Genomic DNA, 20,587 nt, shown 5'->3' with positions numbered 1-20,587 from the left:
GCTAGCGACGACTCAACTGCCGCGCCTGCGATCATCCGCTGCCTCGGATCGCGGCAAGTTTGCCTCAATCGAAGCTCCTCACAAAACTTTCCTTCACGATCGGCGCCGAACCACCCGAGTTCCCCTTGAATTTAGGCGAACTCGGAAGCATGCTAAGAACCCGTGAAATGTCCGGGACCGCCTCTGCTCGGACCTAGACATCTCGACTGCGGCATCTCCATGGTGTCCCTGCGGTGCCAACGATCACGGTTGCCCTCGAGCTAAGCGACCTCCCGGTCGCCCCTTCGTAGCGAGACTTGCATGAGCGACTCAGAGTCATCCCGCCCGACCGAGCAATGGGGTTCGAAGTTGGGGGTCATCCTGGCGGTCGCCGGATCAGCCGTCGGCCTCGGCAACTTCCTCCGATTCCCCGGACAAGCGGCCGCCAACGGTGGCGGCGCCTTCATGATCCCCTACTTCATCTCCTTTCTCATCGTCGGCATCCCGATCTGCTGGGCGGAGTGGACGATGGGACGCTACGGCGGGAAGTTCGGGTTCCACTCCTCCCCGGGCATCTTCTCGGTCCTGTGGCGCAATCCCCTTTCGAAGTACATCGGATCGCTCGGGCTACTCATTCCCGTCGTGATCTACATGTATTACGTCTACATCGAGTCGTGGTGCCTCGCGTACGCCTTCTACTACGCCACCGGCGATCTCGACCTCGGCAAGAACCCCGCCTCCTACAGCAACTTCTTCACCGAGCTGACCGGCCAAGTTTCCGACGGCGCCATCATCAGCGGGGACCACGACAGCGACGGCAGGGTCGAGTTTGCGCTGCAGCCGATCTTCTGGTTCTTCCTCATCACCTTCGTCGTCAACTTCTACTTCATCTATCGCGGGCTCAGCAAGGGCATCGAGCGGTTCTGCAAATTCGCGATGCCGCTGTTGATTCTCGCCGCGATCGGCGTCGCGATCCGTGTCCTGACCCTTCCCGAGCAACCGTTGCCCGAACCGTGGCCGCGCAGTCTCCCCCAAGCCCTTCCGACGAGCCAGTGGGACACGCTCAAGGAGACCGCCCTGGCCCCGAAGACGACGCCCCCCGAGATGCGCAAGAGCGTCGTCACGGCGTTCAACCACTACTTCGACGGCATCCAGGAAAACCAAGAGGGCTACGACGGCGATATCCCCGTTCTCCCTCCCGTCGGGTTCGCCAATAGCGACCAGGGCATGGGCATCGCGATGGGTTACCTTCGCGCGGGCGACAAGGCAGAGCCCTACGTGACGTGGCTCCACAAGGTCCACGAAGACCTGAGCCAGTCCCAGAAGCTCCAGCTTCAAGATCTGGAGCGTTCGCAAACCAGCCTCGTGACCGAACTGCAAGCGACCGTGAAGGCACAGACGTTGCTGAAAGCGGCCGCCGATCACAAGGGTGCTCCCCCACCGGCCGAAGCAATGGCGAAGTTCCAAGAGGACGAGGTCGCCCTCAAGGAGCAGCTCAAGGGGATCACCGCGAAACGCAAGGAAATCATCGCGTCGACGGGCGCCGGCGCGATGCCGAGCCTGCTCCCCTTTCTCGTCACCATCAACGAAAAGCTCACCAACGACCAATGGACCGAAGCCCAAGAACGTTACGCCGCCCTCGAAGTCGCTCGGCTTCGGCGTACCGTCTTCAACGGGCTAGGATACATGTGGAACCCCGATCTCAGCCGGCTCTTCGAGGCCAATGTTTGGCTGGCGGCGGCAGGGCAGATCTTCTTTTCCCTATCGATCGGCTTCGGCATCATTCTCACCTATGCCAGCTACTTGCGACGCGACGACGACGTTGTTCTTTCGGGGCTGACCGCCTCGAGCACCAACGAGTTCTGCGAAGTGGTGCTTGGAGGATTGGTCGCAATTCCCTCAACCTTCCTCTTTCTCGGCATGGCCAGCACGATTAGCGTCATCGAGAAGGGGTCGACCTTCGGCCTCGGCTTCAACACATTGCCGGCGGTCTTCGCCAACATGCCGGCGGGGCGCTGGATCGGGATGATCTGGTTCGGACTGCTCTTCCTGGCGGGGATCACCAGTTCACTCTCGATGCTCCAGCCGGCGATCGCGTTTCTGGAGGAAGGGTTCAATCTCAAGCGTCGGGCCAGTGTCAGCGCCCTCGGCTTGATGACCCTCAGCGGCGCGCTGACGGTCATCTACTTCTCGCACAACGTCACGGCGCTCGACACGATGGACTTCTGGGTCGGCACCTTCGCGATCTTCGTCCTGGCGACGATCGAGGTGATTCTCTTCGGATGGGTGATCGGGATTAAGGCAAGCTTCGCCGAAGCTCACCGCGGCGCCGACATGCACATTCCACGAGTGTTCGGCTTCATCCTGAAGTTCGTCACGCCGGTCTTTCTCCTGACGATCTTCGCGTTTTGGCTGCAGCAGAACTTCGCCGATCGCGTCCAACAGATGTTCGACAACCCGGCGGTGATGCTGACGGTGCTCTATCTGATCATCATTCTGCTATTCATGTTTCTGTTGATCTCCCTCGCCGCCGAGCAATGGAGAAAAATAGGACTCGGAGAGAAGGAGGTGGCCGAATGAGTACGCTGGGAATCCTGATGATGGGATTGAGCTACAGCGTCGTCTTTTCACTCACGATCTATTGCTTCTATCGTGTCCTCACGACACCGGATGCCTCGGAGCACGAGCACTCGCCACTGGAAATCGACACCCGCGATGCCGATCCGCCCGCGAAGTAAGCTCTCCCGGTCGGCTCCGCCAACACCTGACACCACGAGAAAGCCCCGCCGACCACGAGGTGGTTGACGGGGCTTTGTTCTGAGCCGCACGCGTGTCGCGATTGATCATCTGGGTGTCATGCTCTCAAGGCAGCCAGTGGCGCCCGTAGAGTGAACCCAGGGCTCAATAGCGGTAGTGCTCGGGCTTGTAGGGGCCTTCGACCGGAATGCCGAGATAGTCGGCCTGCTTCTTGGTCAGCGTGCTGAGCTTGGCGCCCAAGTGACCCAGGTGCAAGCGAGCGACTTCCTCGTCGAGCTTCTTCGGCAGCGTGTAGACACCGACTTCGTAATTGCCCTTGTTCTTCCAGAATTCAATCTGCGCCAGGACCTGGTTGCAGAACGAGTTGGACATCACGAACGAGGGATGCCCCGTCGCACAACCGAGGTTCACCAAGCGGCCCTCGGCGAGCATGATGATCGTTTTGCCGTTGGGGTAGGTGTAGCGATCGACCTGCGGCTTGATCGTGGTCTTGGTGATGTCCTTGCGATTGTTCAAGTACGCGACGTCGATCTCAATGTCGAAGTGACCGATGTTACAAACGATCGCGTTGTCGCGCATCTTGTCGAGGTGCTCGCCACGGATGATGTCGCAGCAGCCGGTCGTGGTGACGAAGATGTGTCCCAGCGGCGCGGCGTCTTCCATCGTGACGACTTCGAAGCCTTCCATCGCGGCCTGCAAGGCGTTGATCGGATCGACTTCGGTCACCAGCACGCGGGCTCCGAGTCCGCGCATCGACTCGGCGCATCCCTTGCCGACATCGCCGAAACCGGCGATGACGACGGTCTTGCCCGCCACCATGACGTCGGTGGCGCGCTTGATGCCGTCGGCGAGCGACTCGCGGCAGCCGTACTTATTGTCGAACTTCGACTTGGTCACCGAATCGTTGACGTTCATCGCCGGCGACTTGAGGTCGCCGCGCTCGAGCATCTGGTAGAGACGATGAACACCGGTCGTCGTCTCCTCGGTGATCCCGTGGATGCCCTCGAGCATCTCCGGGTAGCGGTCGTGGACGATCTGCGTCAAGTCACCGCCGTCGTCGAGGATCATGTTCAGCGGCTGACCATCGGGGAAGACGAGCGTCTGCTCGACACACCACTCGTACTCTTCCTCGGTCTCGCCCTTCCAGGCGTAGACCGGAACGCCCGTCTTCGCGATCGCGGCGGCGGCGTGATCCTGGGTCGAGAAGATGTTACAGCTACTCCAGGTGACGTCGGCGCCCAGCGCGGTGAGCGTCTCGATCAAGACGGCGGTCTCGATCGTCATGTGCAGGCAACCGGCGATGCGAGCGCCGGCGAGCGGCTTGGAATCGCCGTACTGACGACGAATCGCCATCAGGCCGGGCATCTCCTTTTCGCCCTGCTCGATCTCCAGTCGGCCCCAATCGGCCAGCCCCAGATCCTTGACCTTGAAGGCCGGCTTGGTGCTTGTTTCCGTTGCCATGTTCAAGAAGCTCCTTTCAAGAGAATCCCTTCTTCCGCCGGAAACGATGTGCCGCCCCGACCAGAATCTACCCGTGTTTTCATCATAGTATCGCCCACCGAGTCGCGCCGTTGAGCCGAGCGCGGTCGGTTGTCCCACCTTCCCGGCACACGAACGCGAGAAGGGAGGAACGGTGGTCGGGACCGTTTGGCTAGCGAGCCACGAGGTGCCAGCAGGGCTTGTCCCGAAAGGGCCGACGCGAAGCGCGTCCGTTAGGCATCTGAGCGTCGATCAGCGCGATGCGAGGACTTCTCGCTCCGCCGCCAACCAGAACTCCGCGCCGTCGCCGGGCGGGCAGCCCGCGTCACACCATTTGGCGTACGCCAGCGCTTCGATCTGTTCGCGGACCGAATGCGTCGCCGCCCGATCGCGCGACAACACCTCTTCGGGCATTGGCGGTGGCGTGTCGATCACCTCCTCGGCATGAGGAGTCTGGATTGACGCCTGCGATCGAGGCGTCGCCTCCGCGACCGATCGCGTCTCGGCGTTGCCCGAGTCCGCGGTTGCTCGGTCCGTGCGACGGTCGGTGTACCGTAGCCAAGTACTCGGGCGAAAGATGTTCGCCATCAGTTTTGCCTCGCTTGCCCGGCCCCATCGTCAAACGTGACTCCCAGCCTCTGGGAGCGGCGGCAAAAGCCGACTCAGACGGCGCTTACGTTACCGCCCCAGGCACCTTGTTTCAAGATGGGCTGTCGATTGAGAGGGTACACCGAATCGCTCGGCTCGGTCACTCCGTACTTGACAACCCGGTCACTTACGAGTCATCCTGTTGCTTGAGGAGTTGTTTTTTCGGGGGGAAGGACGGTCTTCGGCATTTCTCGCATGTCAATCCCCTGATGGCGTTCGCCTCGGCAACAAGACTCAGGGCGCGAGGTCCTTTAGGGCCGAAATCAACACCGACGCCTCCCGAATACGACCAACTTGAGCGGGAACAACGATGAGCACACCATCCACCGAGGATTCGAAGCCTCGTCGCGCCAAGTCCGCGCGATCGCCGAGCCCCGGCAGTTCGCCGGGAGCGCCCAGGAAGAAAAAGGTTCCTTCCCGAACCAAACGCGGGACGGCGAAGAGCCCTCCCATCGAGGCAATTCCCGTCGCCGAGGCGGATGTCGAGGCCGAGGCCGTCGCGGAACCGGTCGCCAAACGAGTTCCCGCCAAAGCCCCCGCAAAGAAGCTTCGCTTTAAGTGCGCCCGCTGCAACGTGGTGTTGACCGTCCCCATGTCCAAGGCGGGCAAATATCTCGACTGCCCCAAGTGCTCCGAACGGACTCCCGTCCCCTCCACCCAGGAGGAAGCGGACGCCGATATGATCGACTACGGCGTCAAATCGATGGCGTACGAGATCCCCGCCGTCTGCACCCACTGCAAGACCAAGATGAAAAAAGGAGCCGTCGTCTGCGTCAAGTGCGGCTTCAACTATAAGACCGGCAAGCAGCTCGAGAAGACCGATCACACCTTGGGTAGTGACGAGAAGGCTCGCGGTACGCGGGCCTTTATCGGCTTCCTGTTGAACGTTTGGGGCTTCATCGGTTCCTGCATCGGCTCGGTCGTGCTGGTCTCGGGCGAGTCGGCGTTCTACTTGATCGGCAGCGCGTTCGGCGGCATCATGACCACCGCCATTCTCGGCTACAAATATTGTGACCTCTGGCTGATCTATCGCAAGATTCCGATTCGCGACAAGGACACCAAGGCCGAAGAGGACCGCGAGGAACGCGACGACGCGAAGAACCCCTTCGGCGGGTGGACGCCCGTCATTCCTCTCGTTTGTGCCGGGCTGGGGATCGGCATCGCGTATCTGATGTGGGGATTCCGTATCCCCGAGCCGGGAAGTCAAAGTCTTGCCGCCGCGATGAAAGAGGTCGCGGCCGACGTCGAGAAAATGAAACTTCCCGACGGTGCCAGCATCGCCGGACCATTCGTTCAAGGAAACGTCAAGAACGCCCTGCAGAAGAAGGTTCAGCGGCAACCATCGTCCAAGCCGCCCAGGATGCCCAAGGGTTTCGCCATCCGCTATGGGATCAATCCCACGGCGACCGACTTTGACTACGATGGCTTCGCGAGCCTCGTCAATGTGTCAGGGAAGGATCGGCCAATCATGTTGACCGCCCTACACGCCTTCGGCCCCGTCAATGGCATGCCGAGTCAACTTACGCCGAGCGAACTCTCCAGCGAGGTCACCAGACTGTTCACGGAAGACCGCTACTCGCTCGACGAACTTGGCGATGTCGATGTCGAGTTCATCCCAATCATGAACGCCGCTCCCGTCGACAAGAACTCCGAAGCGGGAGACATCGCCGCCTTCTGGCTCCCCAAGAGCCACATGAAGCATGCGGCCCCCCTGGCTAAGGAGGCACCCAAGGAAGGTGATCGCGTATGGTTCGCGGCCCCAGTCTGGGGCGACGATTCATTCGACAACGATCTCGAGCCAGCCATTTGCCTTGGAGGCGACGACCGAGGAAACCTCGTGTACGAGTTCGACAACAGCGAGTTGACGCTGACAGAGACCAGCGGCTTGCCCGTGATCAACCAGAAGGGAGAGATCGTCGGCGTTCAAGTCGCGGGTTGGAAGAACGGCAACCGACTCGTCGGCGTTGCCAATTCCGTCAAACGCTTTCGTCCCTTCCTCGACAAGGCAATCGACAAGTAGATCGAGAGCTGGTTACTCCGCCAACTCGGGCAACCCCATCTTCCGGCGAACTCGGTTCGCCTCCTCCAGCGAGATGTCGTAGAGGAGGATCGAATAGCCGATCGCCGGGTCGATGGTGGGGGTGAACTCCTGGAAGTAGGCGTAAGCTTCGGCGGGCTGCCGCATCAGGGGAGAGCCACTCATCAAGAGCCGTGGGTTGGTCGCCACGATCGTGCGGAGATCTACGAGCGGCACCGGCATGTGAAACGACATCCCCCGCTCGAAGTTGACGCTCACCGCGTACTTGCCCGGTTGCGGGCCCATCACCATCTCGTCGGTTTCCCCCGGAAGCCTTGCCGCCGCCGGCACGATTCGCGGGTCTCGAGGAGCGAGTTGATACGTCTCGATCCCCTCGAATTCCGGTGGAACGGTCCCAAAGTACGCAAGCCGGACATCCTTCCACTCCGGATGCTCGTCGATCCACGCCGACAACCTTCGCAGATCCTGGCCCCAATCGAGATTGCTGTCGATGAGGTGAAAACGACCCTCGCGCGGGCCGCCCACCAAGGCGTTGAAGTAGGCTAGCTCGGAAGGGTGAATCATCGCCAGCGTGACGGCGTTGGCCAGAACGAGCGCCGCGATCAGCCCATTCCACCAGCGGGGCCGCGACCAGCTTGCCGCTCCCCCCGCGATCAGGAACAAGAACGGAAAAATCGGCAGCAGGTAACGGACGCCGATGTTGATATCGGTCAGGAAGGTCATCGCGAAGATCGGCACGCCGGCCAGGAGAACGAGAGGCCACGCCGAACGTCTCGGCGTCGTCGGCCATCCCCACGCGACCAGCCCCAGCGCCAGAAGCGCCCAACTCGACAGCGGCAGCTTCACCGCCAACGCGTAGAGGTAGTAGTACCACCAGCCCTCGCGCCGAAGTTGCCCGCGCAGGTACATCTGGTAGCGACCGATGTCGTTGTCGCCGGCCTCGAACTTCTGCTCGTCGAAGCCGCCCACGTAGTTCGCCGGCAGCGGCGTCGGCAACCACCCCAGCGGCGTTCCCCGAAAGCGATTCACGCGACGCTGATGAATCTCGTTGTACGTCATGCTCGACCCCTGATCGGCGGGGCCATCGTCGATGCCACGCTCGCGGGTCAGCGAGTTGCTGACGAAGGGGAACGAGCCGAGCGGGCGGAACGTCCCCTCGAAGAGATAGCCCGCGTTGAGAACGAAGAGACTCAGCGCGTAGATCGCGATCATCTGCCAACCGGCGGTGCTTCGTACCAGTAGCGAGGGTCGCCGCCGCTCCCACAGCGTTTTCCAACGAGACGATTTCCCGTCGTGGTTCCACAGCGGATCGAGCAGCGCCCACAGCGCGAACGCGCCATAGAGCAGCAGCGTGCTGAACTTGATTAGTTGGGCAAGCCCGAGACTTCCTCCCGCGAGCAGCGCCCGTCGCCAGGAGGGTTGGTCGAGCCAGCGCGAGAAGGTCCATGCCGCGAGCAGGGTCATCACCGTGGTCGGAATGTCGGTCGTCGCGAAACTGGCGTGGGCGATCATATTGGGCGCGATGGCCCAAAGGGTCGCGGCCAACCAGCCCGCGAGCCGGCCGAACCACGACGATCCCCAGGCGAATAGGATCGGGATCGCCAGCGATGACCAACAAGCGACGACCCAGCGCGCGCACGTGAAGAGCCGTAAGTAGCGTTCGGGATCGTCGGCGTTGATGAGCAGGAACTCGAAGGCGAAACTCCAGTGGTTGGCCGGGTTCTGCCTCGACCAGGCACGGTCGTAGCGGGTCTTCGGCGAGGCCGCGAGCGACGCGGTCGCGGGTAGGAGCCGCCCCAAGGGTGGGGAGAGTCGATACATCCCGAACGTGCCGGTCTGCAAGTACGAGATCCCCGCCGGCACGTGGGCGATCTCATCGACCGTCGGCGTCAACCTCGTGAGGGCATCCCCGACGATCGCGACATGAACCAGCATCAACAGGATGACCAAGGCGACGGTCCGAAACGACCGGCGCCGTGAACTCTCCGCACTCGACTCGGCACTCTCCAAGGCGCTCATGCTCCGCTACGTGCTCTCGTCATTCTGGCAATTCGAGGGCTCTCGGCTCTCTGGCACTTCGGGTGCCACCGGCCGCTTGTCAGCCAGTGGCAGAATGCTGGCAGATCGAGGCATATCAGTAGGGCAACGGCTGCCCCACCCCTTCGCTCTTCGCCAGCTTGTAGACCATCGACGCTAACGCGAGATCCTGAATTCCCGTCCCCACCGACTTGAAGAGCGTCGTCTCCCCGGGATCGCTCCGGCCATCGACCTCGCCACTGACCAGACTCGACAATTCGACCGCGCGCGTCCACGAGAATCGCTCCGCGGCGACCGCTTGGATCAGCTCCCCCGCCTCGATCTGGGCTTGAGCGACATCATCGACCACCACCTGGCGACAAGCCCCGACGATCGCCAGATCGAGTTCCGTCTTCGCCGCGAAGTTCGACCCCATCGCGTTGAGGTGGACACCCGGCGAAAGCCAAGCCTTTTCCACCACCGGCTGACGACTGCTCGTCGCGGTGATGACGATCTCCTTGTCGCGCACCGCGAGGGTGGCACTCTCCACCGGCCGGACGGGAACGTGGAGCCGTTCCTCCATCTCGGCGGCGAACTTCTCGCGGCTCTCCTTGGTACGGCTATGGATCTCGACACTCTCGAGCTTGCGGACCGCGGCGACGGCCTCGAGCTGGGTTCGCGCTTGCCGTCCCGATCCGATGATCCCGACGCGCGACGCATTGGTCGGACTCATGAGTTTCGTCGCCAGCCCACTGGTACCGCCGGTGCGCAGTCGTCCCAATTGATCGGCCTCGACCACCGCGAGCAGGTCTCCCGAGCTACCGTCGTAGAGATGGACGAGAAACCGTGCCGAGGTTTTGGTGGTGGTGTAGGCCTTGAAGCAGAGGGCGTCGAGTTCCCGCGAGGCTCCCCCAAGGAGGTGAAGCATCGCCCCTTCCCCCCGGCATCGCCCTCGCGGGATGTTTTCGGCCCCGCCCGCGGCTTGCTCCCGAAAGATCCGTTCCAACGCGGAGATGACTTCCTCCATCGACAGGAGTCTCGCCACATCCGCTTCCCGAAGGTAAATCGCCGCCATTGGCTCGGTCCTCCCTGGGTTCCCACGAGACATGGCAAGTGCAGTCTCGGTCCCATGATCTTGGGTGTCACTGGCTGCTTGCCAGCCAGTCGGAAGGGGTCGCGTCGGTACCGGTTGATTGGTAGAGCCCGACAAAAAGACACCCTATCGGGGCGTTCAAATCGATCGTCACCGCCGGATTGTACCCCTGAACTCCCATAGTGTAAGGACAACACGCGGAACGTTGTCTCTTCCAACGCTCCCCTGGTTATTCTGACGCTCCCCCTTGCCCAAGGGGGAGTTGGCGGGGGTCGCCTTCTCGGCGTTGGAGTGCATCGACGTCCGTGGAGGGGAGAAGACAAGGCCTCCAACAAGCCCCCCTTGGACAAGGGGGGAAAGAGGCTGTCCCTTGGACAAGGGGAGGGAGAAAGCCGTGGCCTCTGGGAGAGGTCTCGGCGCCAAAGAACACGTTGTCGTGCGGCGACTCCAAGTAGCGGGAGAGATTCGTGTCCAACAACGATGCCTCGTCCCTGAGCGAGCGCGAAGTACAACTCCTCGCCGACATGCGAGGGGCGACGGTGTGGCTCGACGGGACCGAGCAGTGGCGCCAGCGTGCCAACGGCCTTGATGTCGTCGAAGCCTGCGACATTCGCCAGCGCGACGAGGGAACTTCGCACCTGCACGTCACCTTCGTGGAAGGCGATGCGTGGGAAGCTCCGATCGGCGCCCTTTCGGTCGACGAGGACGGCATCGAAGTCGACCACGACGGGGACTGGTGGCACGTCCGGCTCGTCCCCAGGGAATGGCCCGACGCGATCTTCGACGCCCTCGATCGGCTGACCGGCCGCGTGTGCGAACTCGATCGTCGGCACCTGGTGGTCATCGAACGGGTCGAGACGAGGAAAGGAGTTCGAGCCACGTTTGTCGTGAAGGATCTCAGCCGAGGCCATCGCCGGAAGCTGACGGCCCCGGTCGGGGAAACGCTCATCGCCTCGGGAGTGATTCTGCACGGTCGCGAGGGCTGGCACCTGGCGACGCGGCCACGCAAGCGGCTCGTCTATACAGAACTGCTCAAGGCGTTGGGAATGCAACGCCACCTCGAGACAACACCATGGATGTAGGAATGAACTCGGCATGAAGACCATCCGGGACGCGGTGCACGGCGACATCGAACTCGACGACCTCGAGATCGCGCTGCTCGACACCCCCGCGATGCAACGACTCCGCGGCATCAAGCAACTTGGCACCTCGAACCTCGTCTACCCCTCGGCATCCCACACCCGGTTCGAGCACAGTCTCGGCACGCTCTGGATGACCAAACGGATGCTGCGCGTCCTCCGCGCCGACGATCCCTCCATCAGCGACGCCGAGGAACGAACTGCTCGGCTGGCCGCCCTCTTGCACGACATCACGCACGTCCCCTTTGGGCACACCTTCGAGGACGAACGCCGACTCTTCGAACGCCACGACGAGGACGAGGACCGCTTGGCACGCTACCTCGATCGTCCACCGATTTCCACTCTGCTCGACCAGTCGGGAGTGCGCGACGAGGTCCGCGGCGTCCTCACCGCCCGCGCCGCCGGTCGCCCCTTCGTACGCGAACTGGTCACGGGGACCGTGTGTGCCGACCTGCTCGACTACCTTCGCCGCGACGCGACGATGTCGGGCCTCGCTCTCAGCTACGACGATCGCCTCTTGCAAGCTTTTCGGCTTTCCGACAATCATCTCGTCGTCCGGCTGCACAAGCATGGCGGCTTCCGTCACGATACGCTCTCGGAGCTAATCCGCCTGCTCCAAATCCGCTACAACCTCACCGAACGGGTCTACTACCATCACGCGAAAGTCGTCTCCGGAGCGATGGTCTCGCGGGCGTTGGAGTTGGCGCTCGGCCTCGGAGCAATCGCCAAGAAGGACTTGTTCGAGCTTCGCGATGACAGCTTGCTCGATCGGCTGATGATGCACGCCGACCGCGATCAGGGGCTCAAGGACGTCCTTTCGGACCTCGCGGGTCGTCAGCTTTTCAAGCGTGCGTACTACCTCACGATGGAGCGGTTCGGTCAACGGGGGCTCGACGACGCCACCCGCGATCAGCTTGCGAAGCGGTTCCATCAAGACCTGGAGGGTCGCCGGGCGCTCGAACGGGAACTGGCACGGAGACTCGACATCCCCCCCGCGCACGTCATCGTCTATTGCCCCTCGCCGGCGATGTCGCTGAAAGAGGCCAACGTCCCGGTCGAGATCTCCCCCGGTCAGGTCGAGCCCTTGTCCAACCTCGGACATCCCGACGTCGCCGCGTTGACCGAAAAGCACCGCGCGTTGTGGAGTTTCACCATTTGCCTGCGTCGGACGCACGCCGCCCTCCTCCCCAGCGCGAGCGCCCTCTGCGAGGGACTCGTCGGTTACCCCAACCAGCTCCATCCCCAGGAGCAGGGCCGTCTCGCCTTCCGCGCGTAGGTGCTCAACTCACCGTCCCCCCTTGCCCAAGGCGAGAGCGTCAGAAAAACAAAAGGGGAGCGTAGAAGAAGACATGGGTAGCGTCATGGTTGCCCCACGTCTCATTCGCCGTCTCAAGACGACTTGCAAAAAACCTCGGTCGCGATATCTGGCGGTCTGTTCCCAAGTGCGCTCTCGGTCCGCGCTCGGTGGTCGTGGCCACCGCGTGCGAGGGAGTCGACGGCAACAAGTAAGGTGGATAGGCAAATGGCGTTGGGCCGGAAGGACATCGTGATCGTCGTCGCCATGACGAGCGCGATCGGCTGCACGCTTCCCCAGCAGCCGCCTCCCGAAGTTGCCTCCCTGCCCCGTTCGGTCTTGGCCGACCAAGCTTCCCAAGATACTTCCGAAATGAAGGCCGAGTCGACGCCCGCGAAGGGACTCCGTGCTCGCCTGCACGCGAAAGACCAGACGCCGGCCGACTCCCCCACCGACTCGGTTCGCAAAGCGAGCCACACCGAATCGAACGGCCCCCGGCTCCCGGAGAGCGTCATCCTTCCCGAGGCCCAGTCGGCGACGCCACCCCAAGCCACGGCGAACCAACAGCCTCTCTCGAGCGTGCTGAACCCGAACAACGAACCGGCAACGACATCCAGTCGGCCACGATGGGATGAGCCCTCCCGAACGACGATGGTCTCGAAGCCCAAGGATTCGGCGACCTCGCCGCGATCGGAACTCCCCGCGCGTATCGCTCGCGTTCTGGCCCAACTCGATCCCAAGGAAGTCGACGACTTCAACGCTCAAGTGCGTGGGATGCGTTCCCCCGACGAGATCGCGCAGATCGTCGACGTTTGGGAGACGCAGATCGCGTTCGCGAAGACACGCCCCGACCCTCCCGCGAATCTTCCCTCCAAGGCCAGGTCCGCGTCGGCGCTCGACCCGAAGAGCGACCCGGCCCGGCAAGAGGAAGGAAGTTGGCCACGGCGGTTGCCGGAGGAGTCATTCGCCAGCGAGGGTGACGATGTGCTTCGTCGTCGCCTCTCCCCACACCGCGAGCCCCACCATTCCGCCCCGGCGACGAGCGAGGGCCTTCGAGCGGACGACGATCTGATGACGGCTTCCCGGTCGATCGTCAGTCCGGAACGAACCATGCGCCGCGACGACGCGACCGCTCCGATGGAGGATCCCCGGAGTCGCCGACTGGTCTACGATCGCCGCGAGGTCCAACGAGAGTCACGAACGTCGACCAGCCCGGTTGACGGTGGCAGCCTCGAAACGGAACTCCGGTCGATCGCCCACCGGATGGAGGAAACGGAAGCGGTCGGCCAAACCGACGTCATTCGCCAGCAGGTCTACCAACGGCTGCTCCACATCATGGCGGGCGAGAGCGACCAAGCGTTCCAGCCCGTTCGCGGGGGCGACTCGGTCGATCGCAACTTCTGGCAGAGCCTGCTCTGGGCGATGGTCCAGTACTTCAACGACGACGACTATCCGCAAGATCATCAGCGGGCCGCGGAGGTCCTGCGAACGCTCCGCGAGGCACTGACCACGCTCGAACTTCGGGCCGATCTCGAAGTGACGCCTCCGGTCTTTTGCAAGCAGGTCGTCAACTACGGCAACTATGTCGAATTCGACACCCAGACGTTCCGTTCCGCCCAAGAGATCGTCATTTACTGGGAAGTCGCGAACTTCGGGAGCATGGAGAGTCGCGAGGGTTATCGCACCCACCTCGAGGCGTCGCTGGAGATCTTCGACGAGTCGGGCAAGAGCCGCCATCGCTCCCATCACCCATTCAGTCCGGACGTTTGCCGGAACAGGCGCCGCGACTATTTCCAAGTCATTCTTTTTCGCCTGCCGAAAGAACTCTCGGCGGGTGACTACACGCTGCGGATCACGGTCACGGATCAGACAACTAGGAAGGTTGCCGAGAATCAGCGTCGATTCTCGATCAAGTAGTGAGGAGCGCCTCGGATGGGCTTTGACATCTTCTTCGGCATCATCTTGCTCTTAGGAGCATTCCACGGCTATCGCAAGGGATTCGCCAACCAAGTGATCCAGCTTTCGGGAATCATCCTCGGGGTGGTCTTCTCGCAACCGCTGGCCAAAGCACTGTTGCCCTTGGCGGACAAGTACGCGACGGCGATTCCCAGCCCGCTACGGCTGCCCGCCCTGTCGCTGGCGTCGATTCTCACGATCTGGCTGCTCTTCACCTTCGTCTTCTCGCTGATGCTGATGGCCTATCGCAAGAAGGTCTTCGGCGACAACAAGCCGAGTTCCGGCGACCGTTTCTTCGGGATCGGTGTCGGCCTGGCCCAGGCGAGCTTCTTCGTGCTCGTGGGCGTCTTCTGTGTCGATCACGCTCCGGGCATCGTTCGCGACATGGACCTCTTCAAGACGCAGTACGATTCGTCCCAGGTCATCGAGACCGCCAATCGATACCATGTTGTTGATCAGTTGATCGAAACGAAGGAAGTTCAGCAGGTCCGCCAGAGCATCGGCCAAATCGTCCACTACTACAGTGACGAAGCCGACGACATGACCGAGAACGTCGCGAGCGACCTGCCGACGCTGCGTTAGCGGTCTGTTGACGTCAATGGGCCGGGAACGAGGAGTCTCGGCCAAGAGTGTGGAGAGCCGGCGCAAGCGGATCGGTCGATTCGTCTGGTTTTCTCCACCCGGAGACTGGTCGGGAGAAGCGTTCGTCGTCAACGACGACTCGTTCAACGGGCTGTAGGGTGAATACCGAATGACCGAAGCGATCATGGACCGCGAGCAGACTTTCACGTCGGAGTATCCGTTCGCCTCGCACTGGCTCGATATCGATGGCTGGCGCTACCACTACGTGGATGAGGGGGCGGGCGACCCGATCCTCTTCGTACACGGCAACCCGACGTGGTCCTTCGCGTTCCGCCGCTTGATTCAGCACTTCTCACCGACGCACCGGGCGCTCGCGGTCGACCATCTTGGTTGCGGGCTCAGCGATAAGCCGGCCGATTGGACCTACCGGTTGGCCAATCACGTGCACAATTTGCGCTGTTTCGTTCGCCAGCTCGATCTGCGCGACGTGACGCTGGTGGTCCACGACTGGGGCGGGCCGATCGGGCTCGGCGTCTTCGTGGAGGAACTCGAACGCGTTCGCCGCGTCGTGATCATGAACACCGCCGCCTACCCATCGTCGCGGATCCCCAAACGCATCGCGATGTGCCGTTGGCCCCTCTTCGGGACAGTCGCGATTCGCGGCTTCAATGGGTTTTCGCAAGCGGCGCTGCGGATGGCGACCGCGCATCCCGAGCAGTGGACGCAAGCCGCTCGGCAAGGCTACCTCTTCCCGTACGACTCGTGGGAACACCGGATCGCGGTCGATCGGTTCGTCAAGGACATTCCGATGCAGCCGAACCACCCGAGCTATCCGATGATTCGGCGTCTGGAAAAGCGTCTACCGCGTCTGGCCGACAAGCCGATCCTCTTGGCGTGGGGGATGCGAGACTGGTGTTTCACGCCTCACTTTCTGGAGCGATTCCAGGAAATCTACCCCGATGCCGAAACCGCCGCGTTCGACGACGCAGGACACTACCTCTTTGAGGACGCGCCCGCCGCGCTGGCCGCGAAGATCGAAGAGTTCATCAGCAGGACTTAATCAAGTAGGGTGGGTCTTGACCCACCATGCTCTTGTCTCGCCGATTCCCGGCGAACCTTCGCGCCTTCGCGACGATTGAATCGACTAGGGTCCCCACGAGTCGATCGGGGACCTGGACCTACCCGAATGAGCAAGATGGTGGGTCAAGATCCGCCACCTTGGCTTTCGGAGATTCCTCTGGCTATCCATCGCTTGACGCTCCAGCAGACCGTAAACTTAAGGTGCGTGGATCGTCGTAGTCGAAGTAAACGAGGGAAACTGTTCTCGGCCCGAATGGAGAGGAATACCAACGCCCAGACTCCATCGCCCTTATCAAGAGGGCCAAGAGTTGAGGATGCTCATGACGATGACCAACACTCCACTGAAGGTGATCGAATCGTTCGAAGAGAACTGGAAAGTCGCTCACAAAGAAGTGACGAAGGTCTGGAAGCTTGAGGACTTTCTGTTCGAAGGTGTGTACATCTTCAAGATGGTCAATGACTTTGACATGTACTACCGCGAACGTGTCATCACAGGCAAGGAAGAGTTCGATCCAGGCATGATCGACGGCTACAAACACGTGATTGGCAGGTGGCTACAGATCGCCAATCACCTCGAGAACCTCGTCCTGCAATTCGAGCGAAGTGGATTCGAAGTATCGAGGGCCGAAGAGTTTCGTAGCACTATGCGCGAAGCCGAAGGCATTCTGACCCCCGACGACGACTTCTTCTCTGGAGGGAAACTCGATGCCATTAAGGAAGTGGCGATCGAGGAGTACAAGAGGGGCGAGTTCACCGAAGGGCTGATCGATTGAAATCCACTTGGGTTGACGCGAGAAGCAAACAGTTCAAGAGCCAGTTTGCCAAACTTCCCAAGAGAGTTCAGGACTTTGCGACGATGGCCTTCAAAGCCTATCGTAAGAACCCAAACACGCCAATCCTTGAGCACCATCCGCTCAAGAATAAATCCAGTAGCCAACACCGTAACAACTCTGTCGCCGTCACTCTCACGGGAAGCTATCGGGCGATCTACGTGGACTTCCCCAACGGGCACAGATCGGGCAAGAGGGATCTTCGACTCTGGTACTGGATCGGAACCCACGAGGCCTACAACACCTTCACCGGCTCAAAGAAACACTGAGCGAAGCAGGATGGGTCTCGCTTTCATCCCCTCGCTCTTGTCTCACAGGCTCTTCGCCGAGCCGATTCGCCTGCAAGACGATTGAATCGATTGGGGACTCGGCGAATCGTGCAGGGACCTGGACCTACCCGAATGATCAAGATGGTGGGTCGAGACCCACCCGACGCTGGCTTGCCCAATTCGGCATTTTCTACCGACGCCGACTGGACACCTACTTTCCGGAGAGTTGTTCGCGGACGCCTTGCTCCTCGGCGACGCCGCGGATGCGTTCGAGAACGCGGCGCACGGTCCGCTCGGTGCAGCCGATCTGGTCGGCGATCTCCTGTTGGGTGAGATCCTGCAACCGAAGCTCGAGAATCTTGCGATCCTGCTCGCGAAGTCCGCTGAGAAAATGCTCGAGGAGATCGAGAAAGGCGACGACGGCCGAGGGAGAAGGAGTTTCGCCATCGGGCGCGAAGGCGCTAGGCAGGCTCGAATTGCCATCCATCCGGCGTTCGGCACCGACATCGCGCTTGGCGGCGGTGTGCCAGTCGACCTTGTTGCGGAGCTTGTTCATCGTCATCGAGACGAGCAGCTTCCAGAGGTCGTTTTCCTGCTCGAAATGAAAGCGGTTCTCTTGGACGCGGCCAAAGAAGGTCCGAAAGACCGACTGAACGACGTCTTCCGCCTCGATGCGCGCGGAGAGACGTTCGCTGATCCGGCTGCGGGCCAGATTGATCAGTTTGCGTGCATATCGTTGGTAAATCTCACTAAACGCGTCTTCGTCGCCAACTCGGCACTGTTCCGCGAGTGTTCGATCACCAACCCGTTCGGCCTCTTCCGCCACGGGCAATCCTCCTCTCGGACCGCGAAGTCCATCTAAGGTTACCAAACCGCACACGATCTTTCCAACGTCGAGACCGAGCCCGGCGAAGGTCAACTCCTCCCCGCGGCTCGCGATCAGCCTCTTTCGGTTGTCAGTCGAAGAGGGTTTGGGTCCTCAACGGAGCTTCCAGACAAGACGGATCGTCATGCCGAACGCTGTTGACGCGAGCACTGACGCGAACGCACGTCAACTCCTCCTCAGGATAGGCGCCGAGCAAGGGAATCAAGTCCTCGGCGTGTCGCGATTCCTCAAATAGCCAACGTTCGCCATGGTCCCCCTGGAGCATCACCGGCATCCGCCCATCGTGAAAACGACTTAACAAGGCGTTGGCCTCGGTCGTGACGATGACGAAGGTTTCGATCGCGGGCCCTCCCTCGGGCGGTCGCCACGATTCCCATAGTCCCGCGAACGCGAAGGGGCGATCGTCGCGCCGGCTCACGAAATAGGGCTGTCGTTGCCGTCCGTCCTGTTCCCATTCGTAGAAGCCGTCGGCGGGGATCAGACAGCGTCGAAAGTGAACCGCATCGCGAAACGAGGGTTTTTCGGCAATCGACTCGGCCCGGGCGTTGATCAGCGGGGCGCGATGCTTCTCCCCCGCCGACCAGGAAGGGATGAATCCCCAACGGAGCTCGTCGCAAGCTCGCGTCCCGTTGGCGGACAGGCGCACGACGGGAAGCCGCTGGGTCGGCGCCATGTTGTAGCGAGGGGCGAAGAGGGGCAATTCCTCGAGAGCGAACTGCCGCGCCCAGCGCTCGGTGGGGGTTCGCAAGGTGAATCGGCCGCACACGCTTCGCTCTCCGACACACGAAACTCATTGCTGGCCGGCGTCGCCACCGCGAGCCGGGAATACTCACGACTACCTGCCCCTCGCTCAGTGGCCGATGTCGGGATGCACCGACTCGAAGAGCGTCGGGTTGTCCCGGTAGTCGATCGGGATCTCGACTAAGACAGGTCCGCCGATGCCAAACGCCTTTACGAGCGTTGGGCGAATGTCGCTCGGGTTGGCGATTCTCAATCCCGTCGCTCCGAAAGCCTCGGCGTAGCGGACGTGGTCGACCGGCCCCAACTCGACGGCGTGGGAGCGACCGTACTTCGGCTCCTGCTGAATCTTCACCATGTCGTAGGAGCCATCGACCCAGACCAGATGGACGAAGTTCGCCTTTAGCCGTACCGCGGTCTCGAGTTCCTGAGCGGAAAAGAGAAATCCGCCGTCGCCGGACATCGACAAGATCGGCGTTCCGGGCCGCACGAGACACGTCGCGATGGCCCAGGGGAGAGCGACGCCGAGCGTTTGTTGACCGTTGCTCGTCAGAAAGTGCCGGGGGTTAAACGCGAAATAGTAGCGGCTCATCCACATGTAGATCGAACCGACATCGCAGATGACCGTTCCCTCGTCGCCCATCATCTGCTGGATTTCGTGAATGAGACGCAAGGGATGAATCGGCGAACCGTCGTACTTCGCCCCAAGTTCCTTCCTTGCGGCAAGTTCGCCCCGTGCCGCGACGAGTTGAGGAAGCCTGGAGAAGTTTCGATCTCCCGCCAGGCACGACGCAAGTCCGGTCAGCGCCGAGGCGGTCTCTCCGACGAGTTCGATCATCGGCCAGTAGTCTGCGTCGGTCTCGGCGGGGACTTTGTCGAAGTGGACGATGGGGCGCGATTTTCCCCGATTCCAGACGCCGGGATCGTACTCGATCGGATCGAAGCCGACGGTAAGGACCAAATCGGCCGCGTCGAGGAGTTGATCCCCGGGTTGATTTCTCGAAAGCCCGACGCGCCCCGCGAAGCAAGGGAGCAGGTCCCGAGGAACCACGCCCGCCCCCTGATAGGTGCAAATCACCGGCATCGCGGTCTTGCGCAACAGTTCGCGAACCGCTTCGGCGACCCGTGGCTCGGTCGCGAGCATCCCCAGGAAAAGCACGGGGACCTCCGCCTGCTCGATCAACGCGGCGACCTCGCGAAGGTCGTCGGCATCGGGGCTCCCCAAACGGGCGACATTGACCGTTCGGCTCGGGGACGCGAAGGGAGCCGGTCCCTCCATCACATCCTTGGGCAATGCCAAAAACGCTGCGCCCGGTCGCCCCTGCTCGGCGCCACGAAAGGCGGAGGCGACGGCTTCGGTCACGCCATGCCCCGTGGTCACTTCCGCCGCGAATTTCGTGATCGGGCGAAAGAGGCTGACCGCGTCGAGCGATTGGTGCGAGAGTTTGAGCCGATCGGCCAGTGGCACCGAACCGCCCAGGGCCACGACGGGGTCGCCTTCATAATCCGCCGTCGCCAGTCCGGTCGTCAGATTCGTGCAGCCGGGCCCGGAGGTCACCAGACAAACTCCCGCCTTGCCGGTCAGCCGCCCAGTCGCCTGGGCCATCAGCGCGGCATTCTGCTCGTGGCGACAGACGATGGTCTCGATCGTTGAATCGACCAGGCAATCGACCACTTTATCGACTTTGGCGCCGGGAATGCAAAAGAGCCGTTCGACTCCTTGCGTCTCGAGACAGCGGACCAGAAGCTCCGCGCCGCTCGAAGCCACGTCATTCATGATGTGGGCTCCCTGCTGGGCATGAC

The 20,587-nt window shown here is 61.8% G+C and carries 17 protein-coding genes; 10 read left to right on the top strand and 7 right to left on the bottom strand.

Going from position 1 to position 20,587, the window contains the following annotated elements; genetic code table 11:
* Positions 1–300: 300 nt before the first annotated feature.
* Positions 301–2,559 carry an SLC5/6 family protein gene (locus Pan216_RS08590; protein WP_419193421.1) on the top strand — a complete coding sequence of 753 codons (2,259 nt, stop codon included), beginning with the start codon at positions 301–303 and terminating at the stop codon, positions 2,557–2,559.
* Complete coding sequence (locus Pan216_RS28140; RefSeq protein ID WP_419193420.1) at positions 2,556–2,717, top strand: hypothetical protein; 162 nt, start codon at positions 2,556–2,558, stop codon at positions 2,715–2,717. Before Pan216_RS08590 ends, Pan216_RS28140 begins: the two co-directional genes overlap by 4 nt.
* 163 nt (positions 2,718–2,880) lie before the next feature.
* Here Pan216_RS28140 and ahcY read toward each other — a convergent pair whose 3' ends face one another.
* Positions 2,881–4,197: an adenosylhomocysteinase gene (ahcY, locus tag Pan216_RS08585; RefSeq protein ID WP_145257548.1), complete on the bottom strand. Its 1,317-nt coding sequence runs from the start codon at positions 4,195–4,197 to the stop codon at positions 2,881–2,883.
* A 270-nt stretch (positions 4,198–4,467) separates the two neighbouring features.
* Positions 4,468–4,803: a DUF2934 domain-containing protein gene (locus tag Pan216_RS08580; protein ID WP_145257546.1), complete on the bottom strand. Its 336-nt coding sequence runs from the start codon at positions 4,801–4,803 to the stop codon at positions 4,468–4,470.
* Positions 4,804–5,173: 370 nt separating this feature from the next.
* Here Pan216_RS08580 and Pan216_RS08575 point away from each other — a divergent pair, with 370 nt between their 5' ends.
* Complete coding sequence (locus Pan216_RS08575; protein ID WP_145257543.1) at positions 5,174–6,883, top strand: hypothetical protein; 1,710 nt, start codon at positions 5,174–5,176, stop codon at positions 6,881–6,883.
* Between the two features lie 12 nt (positions 6,884–6,895).
* Here the strand turns inward: Pan216_RS08575 and Pan216_RS08570 are convergent, their stop codons facing one another.
* Both Pan216_RS08570 and Pan216_RS08565 read right to left on the bottom strand, forming a co-directional pair.
* On the bottom strand, positions 6,896–8,920 hold the full coding sequence (locus tag Pan216_RS08570) for a glycosyltransferase family 39 protein (protein WP_145257540.1): 2,025 nt from the start codon (positions 8,918–8,920) through the stop codon (positions 6,896–6,898).
* Positions 8,921–9,035: 115 nt separating this feature from the next.
* Positions 9,036–9,992 (bottom strand): ornithine cyclodeaminase family protein, encoded by a 957-nt coding sequence (locus tag Pan216_RS08565; protein WP_419193419.1) that lies wholly within the window; start codon positions 9,990–9,992, stop codon positions 9,036–9,038.
* A 485-nt stretch (positions 9,993–10,477) separates the two neighbouring features.
* Here Pan216_RS08565 and Pan216_RS08560 point away from each other — a divergent pair, with 485 nt between their 5' ends.
* The 7 genes from Pan216_RS08560 to Pan216_RS08530 all read left to right on the top strand — a co-directional run bounded on the left by Pan216_RS08560 (position 10,478) and on the right by Pan216_RS08530 (position 17,160).
* Entirely contained in the window at positions 10,478–11,092 is a 615-nt protein-coding gene (locus Pan216_RS08560; protein ID WP_145257535.1) for a hypothetical protein, read from the top strand.
* 13 nt (positions 11,093–11,105) lie between these two features.
* Positions 11,106–12,425 carry an HD domain-containing protein gene (locus tag Pan216_RS08555; RefSeq protein WP_145257532.1) on the top strand — a complete coding sequence of 440 codons (1,320 nt, stop codon included), beginning with the start codon at positions 11,106–11,108 and terminating at the stop codon, positions 12,423–12,425.
* A gap of 246 nt (positions 12,426–12,671) precedes the next feature.
* Positions 12,672–14,360: a hypothetical protein gene (locus Pan216_RS08550; RefSeq protein WP_145257529.1), complete on the top strand. Its 1,689-nt coding sequence runs from the start codon at positions 12,672–12,674 to the stop codon at positions 14,358–14,360.
* 15 nt (positions 14,361–14,375) lie between these two features.
* A complete protein-coding gene (locus tag Pan216_RS08545; RefSeq protein ID WP_145257527.1) occupies positions 14,376–14,981 on the top strand; it encodes a CvpA family protein in 606 nt (201 codons plus the stop codon).
* A gap of 169 nt (positions 14,982–15,150) precedes the next feature.
* Positions 15,151–16,041, top strand: coding sequence for an alpha/beta fold hydrolase (locus tag Pan216_RS08540; RefSeq protein ID WP_419193418.1), 891 nt, complete (start codon positions 15,151–15,153; stop codon positions 16,039–16,041).
* A gap of 346 nt (positions 16,042–16,387) precedes the next feature.
* Positions 16,388–16,834: a hypothetical protein gene (locus tag Pan216_RS08535; RefSeq protein WP_145257525.1), complete on the top strand. Its 447-nt coding sequence runs from the start codon at positions 16,388–16,390 to the stop codon at positions 16,832–16,834.
* An 83-nt stretch (positions 16,835–16,917) separates the two neighbouring features.
* The gene (locus Pan216_RS08530) at positions 16,918–17,160 is read left to right on the top strand and encodes a hypothetical protein (protein WP_145257522.1); all 243 of its coding nucleotides are present in this window, start codon (positions 16,918–16,920) and stop codon (positions 17,158–17,160) included.
* Positions 17,161–17,371: 211 nt separating this feature from the next.
* Here Pan216_RS08530 and Pan216_RS08525 read toward each other — a convergent pair whose 3' ends face one another.
* From Pan216_RS08525 to alsS, 3 genes are all read right to left on the bottom strand, one after another.
* A complete protein-coding gene (locus Pan216_RS08525; RefSeq protein ID WP_419193417.1) occupies positions 17,372–17,986 on the bottom strand; it encodes an RNA polymerase sigma factor in 615 nt (204 codons plus the stop codon).
* Positions 17,987–18,116: 130 nt separating this feature from the next.
* Positions 18,117–18,812, bottom strand: coding sequence for an SOS response-associated peptidase (locus Pan216_RS08520; RefSeq protein ID WP_145257515.1), 696 nt, complete (start codon positions 18,810–18,812; stop codon positions 18,117–18,119).
* Positions 18,813–18,896: 84 nt separating this feature from the next.
* Entirely contained in the window at positions 18,897–20,561 is a 1,665-nt protein-coding gene (gene alsS, locus Pan216_RS08515; RefSeq protein ID WP_145257512.1) for an acetolactate synthase AlsS, read from the bottom strand.
* Positions 20,562–20,587 lie beyond the last annotated feature (26 nt).

Source organism: Kolteria novifilia, from assembly GCA_007748055.1.
GTDB classification, from domain to species: Bacteria; Planctomycetota; Planctomycetia; order Kolteriales; family Kolteriaceae; genus Kolteria; species Kolteria novifilia.
The sequence above is the reverse complement of the archived record's forward strand: the minus strand, read 5'-3'. Positions and strand labels throughout refer to the sequence as shown.

Bases quoted from the DNA above. Each gene is read 5' to 3' on its own strand.
- alsS (WP_145257512.1), bottom strand. From the start codon at position 20,561: ATGAATGACGTGGCTTCGAGCGGCGCGGAGCTTCTGGTCCGCTGTCTC.
- Pan216_RS08530 (WP_145257522.1), top strand. From the start codon at position 16,918: ATGGCCTTCAAAGCCTATCGTAAGAACCCAAACACGCCAATCCTTGAG.
- Pan216_RS08535 (WP_145257525.1), top strand. From the start codon at position 16,388: ATGACCAACACTCCACTGAAGGTGATCGAATCGTTCGAAGAGAACTGG.
- Pan216_RS08555 (WP_145257532.1), top strand. From the start codon at position 11,106: ATGAAGACCATCCGGGACGCGGTGCACGGCGACATCGAACTCGACGAC.
- Pan216_RS08545 (WP_145257527.1), top strand. From the start codon at position 14,376: ATGGGCTTTGACATCTTCTTCGGCATCATCTTGCTCTTAGGAGCATTC.
- Pan216_RS08540 (WP_419193418.1), top strand. From the start codon at position 15,151: ATGACCGAAGCGATCATGGACCGCGAGCAGACTTTCACGTCGGAGTAT.
- ahcY (WP_145257548.1), bottom strand. From the start codon at position 4,197: ATGGCAACGGAAACAAGCACCAAGCCGGCCTTCAAGGTCAAGGATCTG.
- Pan216_RS08570 (WP_145257540.1), bottom strand. From the start codon at position 8,920: ATGAGCGCCTTGGAGAGTGCCGAGTCGAGTGCGGAGAGTTCACGGCGC.
- Pan216_RS08590 (WP_419193421.1), top strand. From the start codon at position 301: ATGAGCGACTCAGAGTCATCCCGCCCGACCGAGCAATGGGGTTCGAAG.
- Pan216_RS08550 (WP_145257529.1), top strand. From the start codon at position 12,672: ATGGCGTTGGGCCGGAAGGACATCGTGATCGTCGTCGCCATGACGAGC.
- Pan216_RS08580 (WP_145257546.1), bottom strand. From the start codon at position 4,803: ATGGCGAACATCTTTCGCCCGAGTACTTGGCTACGGTACACCGACCGT.
- Pan216_RS08565 (WP_419193419.1), bottom strand. From the start codon at position 9,992: ATGGCGGCGATTTACCTTCGGGAAGCGGATGTGGCGAGACTCCTGTCG.
- Pan216_RS28140 (WP_419193420.1), top strand. From the start codon at position 2,556: ATGAGTACGCTGGGAATCCTGATGATGGGATTGAGCTACAGCGTCGTC.
- Pan216_RS08575 (WP_145257543.1), top strand. From the start codon at position 5,174: ATGAGCACACCATCCACCGAGGATTCGAAGCCTCGTCGCGCCAAGTCC.